Raw genomic sequence first — 16,283 nt, 5'->3', positions numbered from 1 at the left:
GCAGTCTCTATTTTTCAAACTGCCAGCAGGCAACACGATGCCCGGGGGCTATCTCTTTCATCTGCGGTGCCTGCTCACGGCATTGCTCCATAGCCCGTGGGCAGCGGCCCGCAAATTTACATCCTGATTGCGAAGCAAACTCCCCGGTATTTTCGCCTTTTAAGCTCCCCTGCTCCAGCATCTGAACATGAGGGTCGGCAACCGGAATAGAGGCCAGCAGCGCCCGGGTATAAGGGTGGGCAGGCTGATGATAAAGCCGCTCCGCCGGCGCCTCTTCCACCAGCGAACCGAGATACATTACGCCGATGCGGTCAGAGATATGGCGCACCATCGACAAATCATGGGCAATAAAGAGATAAGTCAGCCCGAATGCCTGCTGCAAATCCTGAAGCAAATTGACCACCTGAGCCTGCACCGAGACATCCAGCGCTGACAGCGGCTCGTCACACAGCACAAACTCGGGGTTAACCGACAGCGCCCTGGCAATGCTTATCCGCTGGCGCTGGCCGCCGCTGAACTCGTGAGGAAAGCGGTCAAGATGTTCCTCGTTCAGCCCAACTCGTTTTAGTAATTCAAGCGTGCGCGATGCTCGCAGCTGCGCGTCATAACCGTGGATCCGCATCGGCTCGGCAATCAGCTGCGCGACCGTCATGCCCGGGTTCAGCGACGACCACGGATCCTGGAAAATTGACTGCATGCGGCGACGCAGCGGCTTAAGCTGCCGCTCACTTAGCTCCGCGATATTTTGCCCCGCGAACTCGATTTCGCCTGAAGTGACGTCGAACAGCCGTAATATGCTGCGCCCGAGCGTGGACTTACCGCAGCCGGACTCGCCCACCAGGCCGTATGTTTCTCCCGGAAGAATATCAAGACTGACATTATCCACCGCTTTTAAGGCTGTGTTTTTGCCGAACCATCCCCGGCTGGAAGTAAAATGTTTACTCAATCCGCGAACGCGGATCAGCGGTTTAGTTTCAGACATGGGCGGCCTCCTGCTCCCACAGCCAGCAGCTGGCTTCGTGCCCCGGAGCCACGGCGTATTTATCTACAGGCTCAGCACACTTTGCCATACGCTGCGGGCAGCGCGCGGCAAACGGACAACCGGCCGGCGGATTAAGCAGCCCCGGCGGGCTGCCCTCGATCGGCGAAAGGCGCTCCCCTTCTCCGTCAGGGCGCGGGAGCGATGCCAGAAGCCCTCGAGTATAAGGATGCGCCGGGCGATAAAAGATATCTTCAACGCTGCCCTGCTCCATCACCAGCCCGCCATACATCACCACCACGCGCGAACAAACCTGCGCCACTACCCCCAAATCGTGAGTAATCAGCAAAATAGCGGTATCGGTCTGCTGCTGGAGCTGCTTGAGCAGCCGCAGAATTTGCGCCTGGATGGTAACGTCCAGAGCCGTTGTTGGCTCATCGGCAATCAGCAACGACGGACGGCAGGAGAGCGCGATAGCTATCATCACCCTCTGGCGCATGCCGCCGCTAAACTCGTGCGGATACTGCTCATAGCGTTTTTCTGGCTGGGCAATCCCGACCTGCCCGAGCATGGCGATGGCTTTTTCTTTAGCCGCTTTTCTGCTTAGCCGCTGGTGGCGAATCAGGATCTCGCTCATCTGTTTGCCGATGGTCAACACCGGATTCAGGGCGGTCATCGGATCCTGAAAAATCATGGCTATTTCATTTCCGCGCAGCTGCCGCATTTGCCCGGCGGTTTTGCGGGCCAGGTCCTCTGCCTGAAAGCGAATATGCCCGCCAACTATCTTGCCGTTTGCTCCCAGCAAGTTGATGACCGATTTACAGGTCACGCTTTTACCGCAGCCGGACTCGCCGACAATCCCGACGACTTCCCCGCGCCGCAGATTAAAACTGACGCCGCGCACCGCGTGAACTTCGCCTTCTCGGGTGAAGAATGAGGTTTTGAGGTTGTCTATTTCCAGCAGGTTACTCATTGCGGTTCGCCCCCGGTTCAAAAGCGGTACGGAACACATCCCCGAGGACATTAAAACTAAGCACCGTCAGCAGGATCAAAACGCCGGGGAACATCGCCAGCCAGGATGCTTCCCCGATATAAGATTGGGCGTTATTCAGCATACTGCCCCAGGAAGCATGCGGCTGCTGAACGCCAAGGCCAAGAAAGCTCAACGTTGACTCCATCAAAATGGCTGAAGCGATATTCAGCGTCGCCGCCACGATAATCGTCGGTAAAATATTTGGAATAATATGGCGCGCAATAATCAGCAAAGGATGCTCTCCCGAAGCCCGGGCATAGATGACGTATTCACGCTCTTTAACCGACAGCGTTTCGGCCCGGATCATGCGCGACATGTTCATCCACGTTAGCGCGCTGATAATCAAAATAATATTGGCGATGCCGGGCTTCAGGTAGGCGTTAAGCACCAGCAGCAGGAAAAACGCCGGAATCGACATCAGAATATCCACCAGCCTCATCAGCAGGTTATCAATTCTGCCGCCAAAATAGCCGCTCACCGTCCCCACCAGCGTGCCGATAAGCGTTGAGAACACCATCGCCAGAAAACCCACCATCAGCGATATCTGCCCGCCGTACAGCGCCCGGGTAAAATAGTCGCGCCCGTACTCGTCGGTGCCAAACCAGTGGCTGCCCTGGGGCGGAAGCATACGGGCCTGGAGCGACATCTGATTTGGGTCCCAGGGGCTGAAAAATGCGGATAACGCGGCTAGCGTAAAAATAACCAATACCGCCAGAGAAAACTGCGCCGGACGGTTTCGCTTCATCCCATGTTTAAACTGTTGCCATCTTCTGCTCATTAGCTACCTCAGCGCCTTAATGCGCGGGTCAGCCACGCGATACAAAAGGTCCGCCAGCAGATTACCGGTGACCAGCATAATGGAGGAAAGCAGGATAATCGCCATGATCAGCGGGTAGTCCAGCGAGGTGATGGACTGAATGCCGAGCAGCCCCATGCCGGGCCACGAAAAGACGCTTTCGGTCACGTAAGCGCCGACCACCAGTTCACCGAAGGAAAGCCCAAACAGCGTAATCACCGGCAGCAAAACGTTTTTCAGCACATGGCGGAAGAGAATCGAGCGACGGGTTGCCCCGTAGGCCAGCTGAGTTTGCACGTAATCCGCCGACAGCTGGCTAATGGTGTTGGAGCGGATGTAGCGCACATAGCTGGAGAGGTTGTAAAAGGTCAGCGCGATGCAGGGCAAAATACCGTGGCGCACAACGTCAAGCCAGGAGTCCTCCATGCCGATGGTGCGCATTCCCATGCTCGGCAGCCAGTTCAGCTGCACCGAAAATACCGTAATCAGCAAAATGCCAAACCAGAAAATCGGCACAGAAATGCCAACATAGGCAAAAAGATTCAGCACGTTATCCAGCCAGCGATGCTTATACGCCCCGGCTAGCAGACCAAGCGGTATGGCAAGTACGATAGCCAGCAGCAGCGAAGCCCCCATTAGCCCAAGCGTAGCGGGAATGCGTTCGGCAATCATCGTGAGCACCGGGCGATGGTAAATCAGCGAGTAGCCAAGGTCACCGTGCAGCAGGTTTTTCAGCCAGAGTAAATACTGCACCGGCAAGGGCTTATCCAGCCCCATGCTTTGGCGAATACGCTCAATGTCTTCCGGGCTCATGCGCGGCGTAATATACGCCTGTAAGGGATCGCCCGGCGCGAGCTTCACCAGCAGGAAAGAGACCAGCGAGATAAATAGCAACATTGGCAGCAGTTGCAGCAGCCGCCGGAGGAACAGGTTATTCATATTTTCTACTCCCCTCACCCCGCCCTCTCCCAAAGAGAAGGCCGGATGAGGGTCAATGCTGGTTATTGTTGATAAATCTTCGACAGATCCTGGAACATATAGACCGGCTTAGGTTCGGCTTCTTTGGTGCCGCCAAAACGTTTATCCACCGCGACAACCGCATTGGTATACGCTATGGGATACCATGCCATATCGTTCGCTACCGTTTGCTGAATTTGCTTATAAATAGCACCGCGTTTGGCCGCATCCGTTTCAGTTGCTCCCTGCTCCCACAATGCGTCAAATGCCGGATTTTTGTAGTGTGCATAGTTATAGGCTTCGTTGCTCATATACAAAGACTTATAGCCGTCCGGCTCCGCGCCCATAATGTAGCCTCCCAGGCTCAGCTCATAGGCGGTATTGTTCATATCCTGGCTGCGCTGAGACATGGCATTAGCGTCCAGTGGCAACAACTCCACGTTAATACCAATAGCCTTCAGCTGCTGCTGGATATACAGCCCCATGCTTTCCTGAGTCTTGTTGCTATTGATATACGCCAGGCGCAGCTTCAACCCTTCCTGCTGCCCGGACGCTTTAAACAGCGCTTTGGCTTTTTCGAGGTCAAACTTATACGGCTCGACGTCGTTGGTCTGGTAGAGCGTGTCCGGCGTTAAAATCGAGGCAGCTGGGGTGGCATAATCCAGCGAGGTGAACGCCGTCTGCACAAGATCGTCCTTGTTCAGCGCATAGGCAATGGCCTGGCGTAACGCTTTGCTCTTCATACTTGCGACGTTCTGGTTAAACGTCATATAAGCCAGACGACCTTCCGGATAAATCACAAAGTCAAATTTACCGGTCGACTTCAGCCGGGAAACGTCCTGCGGATCCACCATTTTGAGGTTGATCTCGCCGTTTTGCAGCGCAAGGTTCGCCGAGTTTGAGTCTTTGGCGAAGCGATAAGTCACCGACTCCAGCTTCGGTTTCCCGTTCCAGTAATCGTCAAAACGCGTCAGAGCATAGAATTGACCGGCACGATATTCTTTAAATTTGAACGGCCCGGATCCGACGGGCGCATCGTTTTTGCTGCTCTTTTCCAGGTCGCCGTTCTCGGAGGCAAAAATATGCTGCGGGATAGGGAATACCTGCACCAGCGTACCGGCAAAGGCGGCGCTCACCTGCGGCAGGGTAAATTTAACCGTCAGGTCATCTATCTTGCTCACGCCCAGCGGCTTATTGCCGTAAACAAACATGCTGCGGAAGAAGCTGTGCTGCTTCTCATCAAGCAGTTTATTGAAGGTAAAGACGACGTCGTCAGCGGTAATCGGCTGGCCGTCCTGCCATTTCAGGCCTGGTTTTAGCTTCAGCGTCCAGGAGAGGTTATCCGCGGCGGGCGTCAGGCTTTCGGCCAGCCCCCATTCGATTTTGTCGCCGTTGTAGCTATAAAGAGGCGAATAAAGCGCCTGCATAATAGTCAACGTCGTGCGGTCGCTGGCGTACAGCGGGTTCAGCGCCAGCGGGTCGCCCGAGGTGATGCCGATAATCAGGCTACCGCCCTGTTTGGCTTCTTTCGCCGGGGCAGGTGCTGCCGCTGTGTCATTCTTAGGGTTATCGCAGCCGCTTAACGCCAGGGCGGCTATCAGCGCCGACAAAATCAAAGGTTTACGCATTGCTTCAGGAACTCCTTATTAAGTTGCAGCCCGCATAGTGAGGTACAGGTAACTACTTGTAAATGCACCTAAAAAGCATAACCTTAGTCGAATTTTGACTAACCGCACGCCGCCTGTGCTGCCCGCAAGCAGGGAATATTATTTAACCAACCTGCGTCACAAAATAGTTGCTACACAGTCACCCTTTAGGTATTCAGCCAGGGCTAAAAGACGTAAAAAAGGCAGCCATATGGCTGCCTTAGTAGAGTCAAACGAGCGGGTTATCTCTGCGTGGCGCTTTCCCCCGAACGGAACATCGCAACTACATCGTGAAGATAATGTGCCTGCTTCTCAAGCTCACCCGATGAGAGTACGGATTTCTGCACCAGATTGACGTTTTGCTGGGTCACGCTGTCCATTTCCCTTACCGCCACGCCGACCTGCCCAATCCCCTGGCTTTGCTCAAGCGAAGCGCTGGCTATCTCGCCCATAATATCGTTAACCTGCTTAACGGCTTTCAGGATCTCATCCATCGCTTCACCGGCCTTTTTAACCTGCTGCGAGCCGGTATGAATGTTGCTGACGGATTCGTTAAGCAGGGTTTCAATCTCTTTCGCCGCCCCGGCGCTGCGGCTTGCCAGATTGCGGACTTCGCTGGCGACCACGGCGAAGCCTTTTCCCTGCTCGCCTGCTCTTGCGGCCTCAACTGCCGCATTCAGCGCCAGAATATTGGTCTGGAAAGCGATGCTGTTGATCACGGTAGTAATATCGACAATTTTGTTAGCGCTGCTGGCGATAACGTCCATGGTCTTCACCACCTGTTTTACCGAAGCGCCGCCGTTCACCGCCGTGTTAGTGGCATTCTGCGCCAGGTGGCTGGCGTGGTTGGCGTTATCGGCGTTGAGCTTTACCGTGCTGTTAAGCTGCTCCATGCTGGCGCTAGTCTGCTCCAGCGCGGCAGCCTGCTGCTCCGAACGGGAAGAGAGATCGGTATTGACCCCTGAGACTTCCGTGGCGTTGGCGCGTATTGCGTCCGCGCTATCCCGAATGCTGTTGACGGCTTTTTCCCAGTTGGCCTGCATTTTCTGAATCGGCGGAACCATCAGGCCAATGCAGTTGCGGCCAAGATCGGGCAAAGCCACGGTAAGCTCGCCGCGCGCCAGGACGTGCATATGGTTACGAATGGTATTTACCGGCTTCACCAGGCAAAACCACAGATAGCGTTCGGTGAAAATAGTAATAGCAATGCTTACCACCACCGAAAGCATCAGCATAAACTGCGCGTCGGTAATCCAGCTTTTTTGCTCCGCAGTCAGCGCCGCGGTCTGCTCAAGACTGTACAGCAGCCATAGCATTATACCGGCCACGCTAATCCATGCGACGGTCGAGAGGATTTGTATCAATACCACCATAGCGCGGATCTTGATATTGCGAATAACGTTCATCTGTGTGTTTCCCCGGTCAAAAATTAAAAGGCATATCCTGTGCTGTTTTAAACGCCGCCCGTCCTGATTTATCCGCTTGTATAGCTTCATAAGTGAAATTAAATCGCGCCGTAGCGCTATTGTCGGCACGTTTCAGCAAAACTTGACGTCTATTTGATCAAAAAATAACCGAGTGTTTTGTGGGGAATTTCCGTTATGTAAAACGCATTTATATTGCAATTTGAATTAGGGATTATTTAAAGCTCGAATTTTGCCAAATTCAGCTCCCGCCTGCCGGAATGGGCTTTTCCTTTCTCACCGCGTGCTACCATGACGAGGGTTAAGCATGAGGAATAAATAAAGATGAAGCTCATTTATCTGGCCGCGGCCGCCCTGTTACTCGGCGGTTGCACCGTGAATAAAACGCCCGTTCCGCTCAATGCCAACGAGCCTTCCGGCGTGGTTCGCCTGGCCTACAATCTGCCGCCGTTACAGAATGCGAAAGTAGACAAATTCCTCGCGCAATCTACCGCATCCCGCCAGTGCCAGCAGTGGGGCTATGCCAGCGCCTTGCCTTACGGCAGCGATATTAAAACCTGCACCACGTTTAGCGGCAGCTTGTGTCTGAATACCCAGGTTGTGCTGGAGTACCAGTGTCGGGGAGTTAGCGGGCCGCAATTTGCAGGCGTCACCAGCAACTGGTAAATACCGGCAAATTCATCTACTTTTGACACATTCTCAGCAAAAGAGTCATCTCGCCAATGTAACCCACGCCTGACGATAAATATCTCACGCTGCCGCTCCCGGAACGGCAGCCTGCACCTATTTGTTTATCAGGAATTGATGATGACTCTTTTAGTGCTACGCGCCCTGCGCCAGCACCGCTGGTTTGCGCTGATCGGGCTTGCCCTGCTGTTCTCTTCCGTTGGCAACGGACTGACCTATGTGCTGGTCTTTAGCCAGCTGCTCCAAAGCCAGGCAACGCCCGCCTGGCTCTCCCTCGCTTACGTTCTCGCGCTTGCTCCTGGCCTGCCGGCCAGCTTTATCGGCGTCCGGCTACTGCGCCGATGGCCGCCGTTTAAGATATTGATCGTTGCGGAAATGGCGGGGCTTTGCGGCCTTGCGCTGCCACTTTGGGCGCTAATCGACCATCACCCGGTGTGGCTGCTGTTAAGCCAGGCCGCAGCGGCTTTCAGCACCGGGCTTACGGTGCCGGTACTCAGCCAGCTATTCAAAAAGGGATTACCGGAAAAGCTGATGCCTGCCGCCGCGGGTGTTGAAACCCTGGTGTTCGCCGCAAATGTCATTTTCGGCGTGGGTATAGGTACTTTGCTCTACGGGAAAGTGAGCCTCTGGCTACTGCTGATGCTGGATGCGCTAAGCTTCTTGCTTGCGGTGATGCTGCTTTGGCGGGCTGCTGCCTGCTTTATGCCCAACGAGAATGACCCGCACTCATCTTCATTAGCACGCTTCCGCTGGCGCACGCTTAAGCCGCAGCAAAGACGCAGCCTGCTTCTGCTGCCGTGTCTGGCGATGATTGGCGCCCCTGCAATGGCGCTGCTGCCCGCTTTAGCTCCCTCTTTACCCGGGGATAACACCGACAACGGGCTGATTTTACTCTTCGCCCGCAGCACGGGTCAGCTGCTGGCGCCGCTGGTGCTGAGCGAAAACAAGGTTCGTCATCGTGCCGGTAAAACCGCCCCACTGCTGCTGGCCCTGCTCTTTTTCACTCTTTGCTATTTCGGCGTTGCGCAGTCCGGTAGCTTGTGGATTGCCGTGCCGCTTATCATCCTCGCCCACCTGTTCAGCAACTGGTTTTATTTGGTGGCAACGCTCAACGTTATGGACAGCTTTGCTCCGGCCCATGTTGGCGCGGCGATGGCCTCAAGCTGGCGGCTTCAGCTTGGCATCACTCTACTGCTACCGACGCTTACCGGCGCGCTGGCTAACCACTTCCCGCCGCAGTGGGTACTGCTGGGAAGCGGCATCTTCGGGATTATTATTGCCCTGTTTATGCTCGGTAGCTTGCCAAAGTTACGGAATTGTAATTTGATAACGCGGCGGAATATTTCCGCACTTAATTTTAATAATGATGATGACAGTAAGACAGGTGGATAATGGCATTTTATAAAGCAACACTGGCAGCAGCGCTGGCTCTGACACTGGCTGGCTGCGTGGCACCGGCTAAAACAACCGCACCGGTAGCACCAGCACCTGCCGCCGCCCCGGCTAAACAGTGCCAGGTCGGTGACGCAATGACGCAAACCACGCTCTACTTCGGTATTAGCCGCCCTTCAGGTGTAATCATCACCGCCAAAGAATGGCGCAGCTTTGTTGATAAGGACGTGACCCCACGCTTCCGCGACGGGCTGACAGAGTATGATGCGAAGGGCCAGTGGCTTAATGCGAAAGGCGAAGTGACCCACGAGCCAAGTAAAGCGCTGATGTTAATTCGCGGCAGCGATGTGGAAAGCAGCAAGAAAGTAGACGAACTGCGTAATATCTATAAAACCCGCTTTGCGCAGGAATCCGTAATGCGCGTTGACCAGCCGGTCTGCGCCGCATTCTGATAACGAGATAGCGTTAAACAAACGGCGGGTTTCCCCGCCGTTTTTTATTTACAGCACCAGCCCGGCAAATGCCGCAGACAGCAGGCTGACAAGCGTCGCGCCATAAACAAGGCGCAGGCCAAAGCGAGAAACAACGTTGCCCTGCTTTTCATTCAGGCCTTTAATTGCCCCGGCTACGATGCCGATTGACGCAAAGTTGGCAAACGACACCAGGAATACAGATAAGATCCCCAGACCGCGCGGCGTCAGCGTCGCCATGATTTTTTGCAGCTCAATCATCGCCACAAATTCATTCGCCACCAGCTTGGTTGCCATAATACCGGCGGCTTTCAAAGCATCCGGCGCTGGAATGCCTACCAGCCAGGCAAACGGGTAAAACACGTAGCCGAGGATCTGCTGGAAGCTCAGACCGAACACCGTCGCGAACAGCGCGTTGATGGCGCTAATCAGGGCAATAAAACCAATCAGCATCGCCAGAATTATCATCGCTACTTTGAAACCGGCGAGGATGTACTCCCCCAGCATCTCAAAGAAACTCTGCGATTCGTGCAGTTTCTCAAGCTTGATTTCGGGTTCATCGCCCGGGCTTGTCGGGTTAATTATCGACACAATAATGAAGGTGCTGAACATATTGAGGATCAGCGCCGCCACAACATACTTCGGCTCCAGCATCGTCATGTACGCGCCGACAATAGACAGCGAAACGGTGGACATCGCCGTAGCCGCCATGGTGAACAGACGGCGGGAGCTGAGATCCCCAAGCACGCCTTTATACGCAATGAAGTTTTCCGACTGGCCCAGGATAAGCGAGCTGACGGCGTTAAACGACTCCAGCTTGCCGAGACCGTTAACTTTAGAAAGCAGCGTGCCCACAATGCGGATAATAATCGGCAGAATGCGGAAGTGCTGCAAAATCCCGATAAGGGCGGAGATGAAGATAATCGGGCACAGCACGCCGAGGAAGATAAACGCCAGCCCGGCCTTGCTCATACCGCCGAACACAAAGTCACTCCCCTGCCCGGCAAAGGTCAGAAGGTGCCCAAAGAAGCCGGATACGCCGTTAATCACCCACAGGCCGCTGTCGGAGTGCAGGAAGAAGAAAGCCAGCAGGCCTTCAATAACGACAAGTTGTAACAAATAGCGGATGCGAATGGTCTTACGATCGAAGCTCACCAGCCACGCCAGTCCCATAATGACAAAAAGTGCGAGTAGAAAATGAAGGATATTCATGTGCAGTCTAATTTTGAAAGAAAGGTATTTAGCCACAGCCTCCGCGCGAGGTAAATGGTGGCCATAAGAATATTTAACCATAAGTTTTCCCAATGACAGCATAGACTTACACTTAGCATGGTTACTTTTTTTAACGTTAAATATTGCAGAGAAAATAAAATTTCAGAGCAAATAAACAGTAAAAACGAAACACGATTAATTCTCATTATTAATTCATTTCTTCACAAATAAAATAATAGTAACAACCATTCTCATTACACTAATATAATTAACAATTCCTTTGCATTCGTAAAAATAAATAATTAAAGTAGCGCCATTAACGCCCCCCACAATTTATGGAGCCTGTGATGCTGAAGACGGAAATGATCGAAAAACTGAACGAGCAGATGAACCTCGAACTCTACTCCTCGCTGCTCTACCAGCAGATGAGCGCCTGGTGCAGTTATCACAGCTTTGAGGGAGCGGCCGCGTTCCTGCGTCGCCATGCACAGGAAGAGATGGAACATATGCAGCGCCTGTTCGCATATTTAAGCGACACCGGAAATATGCCGCGCATTAACGCCATTGCGTCTCCATATTTAGAGTACGCCTCTCTTGATGAGTTATTTAAAGCGACTTACGAACACGAGCAGTTAATTACTCGTCAGATTAATGAGCTGACCCACTCAGCGATGATCTCCCAGGATTACCCAACCTTTAATTTCCTGCAGTGGTATGTTGCCGAGCAGCATGAAGAAGAGAAGCTGTTTAAATCCGTACTGGATAAACTCAGCCTGGTGGGCAAAAGCGGTGAAGGCCTGTACTTCATCGACAAAGAGCTGGCAACCCTGGACACCCAGGCTTAATTGTCGCTGTTACTCAGCAGGCCACTGCGGCCTGCTGATGTTTTATCTTAGTGTAACGCCCCGCCGTCGCGCTGGCTGTGCCAGTAGCCGTACAGTTCCAATGCAGCCGGTTTAATCGCTTCGATACTCGCCCAGAATGCCTCCGGCGACAGCGTGTCAAACTTCTCCAGATTCTCTTCAAGACCATGTAAAGCGATGGCTTCAAGCGCAGGTTGCAGCGCTGCCGGGAGCGCAGGCCACTGTTCCAGAGCAACGCCGCGCATATAGCCGTAGCACCACTCCTCAACGATGGTAATTTCACGCCCATCCACTTCGTCGGTGCCAAACAGCGGCTCAAACTGCTCGGGATACCCGGCAAGACGCTCGGCAATATCGTTCATATGCTGGAATACCAGCACGTTAAAACGGGTTAACTCGTCGGCATTTTCCCACTCTGGCTCGGCATCGCCTCCCCATACTGCTCTCAGCACGGTTGCTGGCTCGGTCACTTTCGGGCCGGACAGGATGGCCGTCAGCAGCCCGTCCAGTTCGGCCACATCGATGACGGAATGGGTGGTCCCGTACTTCATCAGCACATCGTCAAGCCATACAATTTCGTCTTCGTTTAACGGTCCCTGGGTCATAATGCTGGCTCCTCTGCGTAGCTCTTTTTAATAAAATGAGATGTATTCTACCCGCTCCGGGGCCTAAATGATTGCCGTGCTTTCACTCCGGCGATAAACAGTCCATTAGCAGGGCTTTATTTATCTGCACCGGGGCCGAAGCATACAGCTTTTGCGAGATTCCGGCAGGAATAACCTGGTCATCGCCAGCAGCAATCACCAAAAGCTTACCGCCGTAACCAGAATGAAGTTTAGTGTTAATTGTAGAATGACATTTATTCCTGTAAGCAGAAACACTTGCAATTAGAGAATAAAAAACAGGCAGTAGGCACAAAAATATAATGGGAAAGGCGCGCCTGGGGAATTTGCTTTTGCCACAGCATAATTGCGGTGAGATAATGCCAACCTTAAGTACAAAGTCACTCCATAAAAACCTTGCGCTATCTGGTAATTAATAACGTTACTGTCACGTAATGTTAGTAATTTATTGATTCATCTCTGGGAGTTTTAAAACGTGAATACATTACTTGCCGGCGTCACGTTGCTTATTTTGGGCGACAGTCATGTCGCATTTAAGGATTCTCTGCTTTCTGTTTTACCCGAAGCCTATGAAAGCATGGGGGCAAAAGTTGTTACCTATGGCGTTTGTTCTTCAAGCCCGGCGGGTTGGGTAAAAGGCCCGAAAGACACCGGCTGCGGCGGCGTAGTCAGAAACGGCACCGGCCCGATAGCCGACCCTTCTGCCGCCACATTTCCCTTCCCGGACGTCGCCAGCCTGATTGATAAATGGCAGCCGACGGCGGTGATGTTTATCTACGGCGACACCATTGGCAGCTACACCGCAGACCCTTTCCCTGCCGAGTGGATTGAAAACCAGGTGAAATCCGTAGCCACGCTGGCCGGAGCCAAAACAAAATGCCTGTGGGTGGGGCCGACATGGGGCACGTTTAACCCACGCTACGGTAAAACCGAAGAAACCACCAAACGCATCACCGGTTTCCTGTCATCCCACGTTCAGCCCTGCACCTACATCGACAGCACGTCGTTTATGCAAAATAAAGCGGTTGAAACCGTAGATGGCCTTCACCTGACGCCTAAAAGCTACAAAGCCTGGGGCGCAGGGATTGTGGACGCGACTTTGCCGCTACTAAGCGGGAACGGGAGTAAAAGCTGATTACTCAACGTCGAAACGATATTGACGGGCTGCGCGGGCTGGCCGTGCTGCTGGTGATGTTTTTCCATGCCGGATGGATTTCAGGCGGTTTTGTTGGGGTAGATGTTTTTTGCGTCATCTCGGGCTATTACATGAGCAAGATGGCGCTTATGCAGCAGCCTTTCGCCCCGATTAAATTCATGGTCAGGCGTATACAACGCCTATTACCAGCACTGTTATGCATGGTGATAACGGTCTCAGCCCTAATGCTGTGGTGGCTATTGCCGAGAGACAGAGCTGATGTTGCCTCCAACGGCATGTCCGCCCTCTTTTATTTATCTAATTTTTGGGCTCATCAGAACGTCGGCTATTTTGCCGGGCAGTCGCTCGCCTATCCGTTCCTGCACACCTGGTCTCTGTCGCTGGAAATGCAGTTCTACCTGCTTATCCTGCTGCTGGGTATGGCAGGAAGGCGCTGGGGCACGCTAATCGCTATCGCGGTCATCTCTTTTGCCGTCTCGCAGTCCAGCTGGAGCATGGGATATTACGGTCTGGTAGACCGACTCTGGCAGTTTGCCCTCGGCGGCATTGTTGCCTGGCTACCGCTCTCTCGCTTGTCTTCGAAACTAAACTCGCTGTTTTACTGTATGGCGACTGCGGCTATCGTCGCCTGCGCCCTGCTGTATAACAACGCCTTTGCCAGCCCTTCGGCCTGGTCTTTACTGCCCGGCCTGGCTGCGGCTCTGATCCTGGCGCTGCCGAACGCTCCGGCAAACAGGTTGCTGGCCACGCTCTCCCCGCTGGGGCTTATCTCTTATTCACTCTATTTGTGGCACTGGCCGGTCATTGTCGGCGCTACCTATTTCTTTGAAAAGCAGATAACCGGCATCTTGATGGTCGCCGCACTCGTCACCTCTGTCGTGCTGGGCACTCTCAGCTACCTGCTGGTTGAGCGCAGAGCGCCGGTCAAGCTGCTGCTATCCATTAACGTGCTGGCCGCTGCCGGGCTGTTTATCGTCAGCAGTTATTGAGAGATCCAACTAATAAAGGGGAGCGTGATTTTCGGCGCTCCCTTTTTTATTTGCGGGAGGCCAGCGGCGGAATGGATCGAGGAAAAGCGTTAGCTAAATCGCAGGCAATAAATGGACATGATCAATCTGGACACTCAGATCTACCGCTACTATCCCGAGCTGTTCAATAGCACATGCGATGCTTTTTCTAACCTACTCATGGTTAAATCCTGATCGGTTATAGGGATAACAGATTCGGATTTTCCCATGAGTAGCATTCCTGCTATGAAAGCGATCGTTTATTACTTTATTGGAATTCTGGATCTGGCTTTTTCGTGATGCGATTTCTTATATCTCTTCGTACTATCTCAATCGCCCACATCCAAAGAATATGCCCTATCGTCTCTGAAAAAATCTCATTGAAAGGTAGTTGCCATAAAGGAGGGGCCCAGTGGAAAACAGGTAGCAGCACACCATGGAATCCTATAGTTACCAGTATCGCGAAAGCAGCCCCTTGCCAAAGCTTGATTGCAGGAAACACCTCAGCAACCGCACAATAGAACATCGCGAAAACAATTGAAAACAAGTGATGAACACCCGCAACACCCCAGTTAACAATATGCCCGGAGTAGGTATAGACCATCTCATTAACGTTTAAACCAATGTCTTGAAGCATTTCGGCTGGAGGTATGGCTCGGTCTGCTGTGCGTGGTGGTAGAGGATTCTCAGTTCCCCACTTAACAAAGCTAGAGAGATTACCACCCAAAAAACCAGCCCAGAGTGCAACAGCATAATTGCGAGCTCCTGGGGTTGTCCTGGAAAACGAGAACATATCAAACTCCTTTTAAATAGTTGGTGCCCTTACTGAAACCCTAAACTGCTCCCACCAACAATTGTTCACATCAGAGGGGCGCATTAAGTCCTCACCAAGGGATGAACGGTGCTTATCAAATCCAGGTGCTTCTTTCTTTTGTGCTTTCCAGTCACTCCGGGGCCCCCCTTCTTCGCAGACTGAAAAGCTATTTTGGAGCGGCCAGTGGGAATCGAACCCACATCATCAGCTTGGAAGGCTAAGGTAATTGCCATTATACGATGGCCGCATTTCTGGTACCGACTACCGGAGTCGAATTGGTGACCGACTGATTACAAATCAGTTGCTATACCTGATGAGCTAAATCGTCTTAGTTTGGTCCGCCACCGGGGCCTCGAACCTCGTACTACAACACCGTGGTTGTCGCTCTTTCTGATGAGCTAGTGGCGGTTGGTAACACTTACTGGCCCAGAGCCAGTAACTGGACAATTTTAAGTCGAACGATCTAATTAACTTATATAAAGAACCGAGGCGAGGATAATACACAAACCATTTTTCCCCTTCAATTGAAGCGGGCGGCTTTCGGATTCCTCAGCATATAGAAACAGTATAATCCTAAAAATGCTGGCAGGATTTACTCTCCGACGGCAGCATGCCCCTTAATCCGCCCGTTATCGGCGACCAATCCACCTGCGTTCCTTCCTTAGCAGCCCAGCCCCAGCGCTCTACTGTCTGGTCACAAGACACTCACGCAGACAGCAAGATATGATCGTAAAGTGCAGATTGTCCCTGTTGTAGGCGGGCAGAATAAGTGATTACCTATTCGAATTATTGAAAAAGATGTTAGGAAGGATGTTAGGAAAATGGATTTTCATCATTCTGCAGGCAATAAAAAACCACCCGAAGGTGGTTTACACGACACTGCTTATCATTGATTTTATTCTTTATATTCCCATGGTACCCGGAGCGGGACTTGAACCCGCACAGCCATAAGCCGAGGGATTTTAAATCCCTTGTGTCTACCGATTTCACCATCCGGGCTCGGGGAAAATTGGAGGCGCGTTCCGGAGTCGAACCGGACTAGACGGATTTGCAATCCGCTACATAACCGCTTTGCTAACGCGCCAAAATCTCTTGCCTTTGCAGGCTGTAACAGACAAATATCTATTACTTAAATCTGGAGCGGGAAACGAGACTCGAACTCGCGACCCCGACCTTGGCAAGGTCGTGCTCTACCAACTGAGCTATTCCCGCAATTTGTACAAG

16 protein-coding genes, 4 tRNA genes and 1 pseudogene are annotated in these 16,283 nt (G+C 52.7%); 7 read left to right on the top strand and 14 right to left on the bottom strand.

Annotated features, from left to right (window positions below; all coding sequences use genetic code 11):
• Positions 1 to 7: 7 nt before the first annotated feature.
• The 6 genes from ACG1VR_RS09020 to ACG1VR_RS08995 form a co-directional block, all read right to left on the bottom strand.
• Positions 8 to 982 (bottom strand): ABC transporter ATP-binding protein, encoded by a 975-nt coding sequence (locus ACG1VR_RS09020; RefSeq protein WP_395490746.1) that lies wholly within the window; start codon positions 980 to 982, stop codon positions 8 to 10.
• On the bottom strand, positions 975 to 1,952 hold the full coding sequence (locus tag ACG1VR_RS09015) for an ABC transporter ATP-binding protein (protein ID WP_395490745.1): 978 nt from the start codon (positions 1,950 to 1,952) through the stop codon (positions 975 to 977). Before ACG1VR_RS09015 ends, ACG1VR_RS09020 begins: the two co-directional genes overlap by 8 nt.
• Positions 1,945 to 2,790: an ABC transporter permease gene (locus ACG1VR_RS09010; protein WP_395490744.1), complete on the bottom strand. Its 846-nt coding sequence runs from the start codon at positions 2,788 to 2,790 to the stop codon at positions 1,945 to 1,947. Before ACG1VR_RS09010 ends, ACG1VR_RS09015 begins: the two co-directional genes overlap by 8 nt.
• A 3-nt stretch (positions 2,791 to 2,793) precedes the next feature.
• Positions 2,794 to 3,747 carry an ABC transporter permease gene (locus ACG1VR_RS09005; RefSeq protein WP_016537002.1) on the bottom strand — a complete coding sequence of 318 codons (954 nt, stop codon included), beginning with the start codon at positions 3,745 to 3,747 and terminating at the stop codon, positions 2,794 to 2,796.
• 62 nt (positions 3,748 to 3,809) lie between these two features.
• Positions 3,810 to 5,393, bottom strand: a complete 1,584-nt coding sequence (locus tag ACG1VR_RS09000) for an ABC transporter substrate-binding protein (RefSeq protein WP_395490743.1) — start codon at positions 5,391 to 5,393, stop codon at positions 3,810 to 3,812.
• 260 nt (positions 5,394 to 5,653) lie between these two features.
• Positions 5,654 to 6,817 carry a methyl-accepting chemotaxis protein gene (locus ACG1VR_RS08995; protein WP_395490742.1) on the bottom strand — a complete coding sequence of 388 codons (1,164 nt, stop codon included), beginning with the start codon at positions 6,815 to 6,817 and terminating at the stop codon, positions 5,654 to 5,656.
• Positions 6,818 to 7,159: 342 nt separating this feature from the next.
• Between ACG1VR_RS08995 and yecR the strand changes: the two genes are divergently transcribed.
• From yecR to ACG1VR_RS08980, 3 genes are all read left to right on the top strand, one after another.
• Positions 7,160 to 7,501 (top strand): YecR family lipoprotein, encoded by a 342-nt coding sequence (yecR, locus tag ACG1VR_RS08990; protein ID WP_016537005.1) that lies wholly within the window; start codon positions 7,160 to 7,162, stop codon positions 7,499 to 7,501.
• Between the two features lie 138 nt (positions 7,502 to 7,639).
• Positions 7,640 to 8,914, top strand: coding sequence for a hypothetical protein (locus ACG1VR_RS08985; RefSeq protein WP_395490741.1), 1,275 nt, complete (start codon positions 7,640 to 7,642; stop codon positions 8,912 to 8,914).
• Positions 8,914 to 9,366 carry a DUF3574 domain-containing protein gene (locus tag ACG1VR_RS08980; protein WP_395490740.1) on the top strand — a complete coding sequence of 151 codons (453 nt, stop codon included), beginning with the start codon at positions 8,914 to 8,916 and terminating at the stop codon, positions 9,364 to 9,366. Before ACG1VR_RS08985 ends, ACG1VR_RS08980 begins: the two co-directional genes overlap by 1 nt.
• 48 nt (positions 9,367 to 9,414) lie before the next feature.
• Here ACG1VR_RS08980 and ACG1VR_RS08975 read toward each other — a convergent pair whose 3' ends face one another.
• A complete protein-coding gene (locus tag ACG1VR_RS08975) occupies positions 9,415 to 10,596 on the bottom strand; it encodes a NupC/NupG family nucleoside CNT transporter (protein ID WP_039899342.1) in 1,182 nt (393 codons plus the stop codon).
• A 347-nt stretch (positions 10,597 to 10,943) separates the two neighbouring features.
• On the opposite strand from ACG1VR_RS08975, the gene ftnA reads away from it, so the two are divergent.
• Positions 10,944 to 11,441, top strand: coding sequence for a non-heme ferritin (ftnA, locus tag ACG1VR_RS08970; protein ID WP_039898356.1), 498 nt, complete (start codon positions 10,944 to 10,946; stop codon positions 11,439 to 11,441).
• 47 nt (positions 11,442 to 11,488) lie between these two features.
• Here ftnA and ACG1VR_RS08965 read toward each other — a convergent pair whose 3' ends face one another.
• On the bottom strand, positions 11,489 to 12,064 hold the full coding sequence (locus tag ACG1VR_RS08965) for a YecA family protein (RefSeq protein WP_016537010.1): 576 nt from the start codon (positions 12,062 to 12,064) through the stop codon (positions 11,489 to 11,491).
• A gap of 493 nt (positions 12,065 to 12,557) precedes the next feature.
• Between ACG1VR_RS08965 and ACG1VR_RS08960 the strand changes: the two genes are divergently transcribed.
• A complete protein-coding gene (locus ACG1VR_RS08960) occupies positions 12,558 to 13,217 on the top strand; it encodes an SGNH/GDSL hydrolase family protein (protein WP_395490739.1) in 660 nt (219 codons plus the stop codon).
• Between the two features lie 56 nt (positions 13,218 to 13,273).
• Positions 13,274 to 14,227 (top strand): acyltransferase family protein, encoded by a 954-nt coding sequence (locus ACG1VR_RS08955; protein ID WP_395491078.1) that lies wholly within the window; start codon positions 13,274 to 13,276, stop codon positions 14,225 to 14,227.
• Between the two features lie 286 nt (positions 14,228 to 14,513).
• Here the strand turns inward: ACG1VR_RS08955 and ACG1VR_RS08950 are convergent, their stop codons facing one another.
• From ACG1VR_RS08950 to ACG1VR_RS08940, 3 genes are all read right to left on the bottom strand, one after another.
• Positions 14,514 to 15,038, bottom strand: a complete 525-nt coding sequence (locus ACG1VR_RS08950; RefSeq protein ID WP_395490738.1) for a YagU family protein — start codon at positions 15,036 to 15,038, stop codon at positions 14,514 to 14,516.
• A 193-nt stretch (positions 15,039 to 15,231) separates the two neighbouring features.
• Positions 15,232 to 15,306, bottom strand: a tRNA-Gly gene (locus ACG1VR_RS08945).
• 326 nt (positions 15,307 to 15,632) lie between these two features.
• The gene (locus tag ACG1VR_RS08940; RefSeq protein ID WP_395491077.1) at positions 15,633 to 15,707 is read right to left on the bottom strand and encodes a hypothetical protein; all 75 of its coding nucleotides are present in this window, start codon (positions 15,705 to 15,707) and stop codon (positions 15,633 to 15,635) included.
• Positions 15,708 to 15,745: 38 nt separating this feature from the next.
• On the opposite strand from ACG1VR_RS08940, the pseudogene ACG1VR_RS08935 reads away from it, so the two are divergent.
• Positions 15,746 to 15,832: pseudogene (locus ACG1VR_RS08935) on the top strand (integrase); the annotation flags it as partial.
• 140 nt (positions 15,833 to 15,972) lie between these two features.
• On the opposite strand, the gene ACG1VR_RS08930 reads toward ACG1VR_RS08935, so the two are convergent.
• The 3 genes from ACG1VR_RS08930 to ACG1VR_RS08920 all read right to left on the bottom strand — a co-directional run bounded on the left by ACG1VR_RS08930 (position 15,973) and on the right by ACG1VR_RS08920 (position 16,271).
• Positions 15,973 to 16,058: transfer RNA gene (locus ACG1VR_RS08930), tRNA-Leu, on the bottom strand.
• An 11-nt stretch (positions 16,059 to 16,069) separates the two neighbouring features.
• Positions 16,070 to 16,143: transfer RNA gene (locus ACG1VR_RS08925), tRNA-Cys, on the bottom strand.
• Positions 16,144 to 16,195: 52 nt separating this feature from the next.
• Positions 16,196 to 16,271: transfer RNA gene (locus tag ACG1VR_RS08920), tRNA-Gly, on the bottom strand.
• Positions 16,272 to 16,283 lie beyond the last annotated feature (12 nt).

Source organism: Cedecea davisae, from assembly GCF_044095835.1.
Classification (GTDB): Bacteria; Pseudomonadota; Gammaproteobacteria; order Enterobacterales; family Enterobacteriaceae; genus Cedecea; species Cedecea davisae.
This window is presented reverse-complemented; position numbering and strand designations above follow the sequence as displayed.

Excerpts from the sequence above, each read along its gene's own strand:
- ACG1VR_RS09020 (WP_395490746.1), bottom strand. The coding sequence starts at position 982 with ATGTCTGAAACTAAACCGCTGATCCGCGTTCGCGGATTGAGTAAACAT.
- ACG1VR_RS09015 (WP_395490745.1), bottom strand. The coding sequence starts at position 1,952 with ATGAGTAACCTGCTGGAAATAGACAACCTCAAAACCTCATTCTTCACC.
- ACG1VR_RS09010 (WP_395490744.1), bottom strand. The coding sequence starts at position 2,790 with ATGAGCAGAAGATGGCAACAGTTTAAACATGGGATGAAGCGAAACCGT.
- ACG1VR_RS09005 (WP_016537002.1), bottom strand. The coding sequence starts at position 3,747 with ATGAATAACCTGTTCCTCCGGCGGCTGCTGCAACTGCTGCCAATGTTG.
- ACG1VR_RS09000 (WP_395490743.1), bottom strand. The coding sequence starts at position 5,393 with ATGCGTAAACCTTTGATTTTGTCGGCGCTGATAGCCGCCCTGGCGTTA.
- ACG1VR_RS08995 (WP_395490742.1), bottom strand. The coding sequence starts at position 6,817 with ATGAACGTTATTCGCAATATCAAGATCCGCGCTATGGTGGTATTGATA.
- yecR (WP_016537005.1), top strand. The coding sequence starts at position 7,160 with ATGAAGCTCATTTATCTGGCCGCGGCCGCCCTGTTACTCGGCGGTTGC.
- ACG1VR_RS08985 (WP_395490741.1), top strand. The coding sequence starts at position 7,640 with ATGATGACTCTTTTAGTGCTACGCGCCCTGCGCCAGCACCGCTGGTTT.
- ACG1VR_RS08980 (WP_395490740.1), top strand. The coding sequence starts at position 8,914 with ATGGCATTTTATAAAGCAACACTGGCAGCAGCGCTGGCTCTGACACTG.
- ACG1VR_RS08975 (WP_039899342.1), bottom strand. The coding sequence starts at position 10,596 with ATGAATATCCTTCATTTTCTACTCGCACTTTTTGTCATTATGGGACTG.
- ftnA (WP_039898356.1), top strand. The coding sequence starts at position 10,944 with ATGCTGAAGACGGAAATGATCGAAAAACTGAACGAGCAGATGAACCTC.
- ACG1VR_RS08965 (WP_016537010.1), bottom strand. The coding sequence starts at position 12,064 with ATGACCCAGGGACCGTTAAACGAAGACGAAATTGTATGGCTTGACGAT.
- ACG1VR_RS08955 (WP_395491078.1), top strand. The coding sequence starts at position 13,274 with ATGTTTTTCCATGCCGGATGGATTTCAGGCGGTTTTGTTGGGGTAGAT.
- ACG1VR_RS08950 (WP_395490738.1), bottom strand. The coding sequence starts at position 15,038 with ATGTTCTCGTTTTCCAGGACAACCCCAGGAGCTCGCAATTATGCTGTT.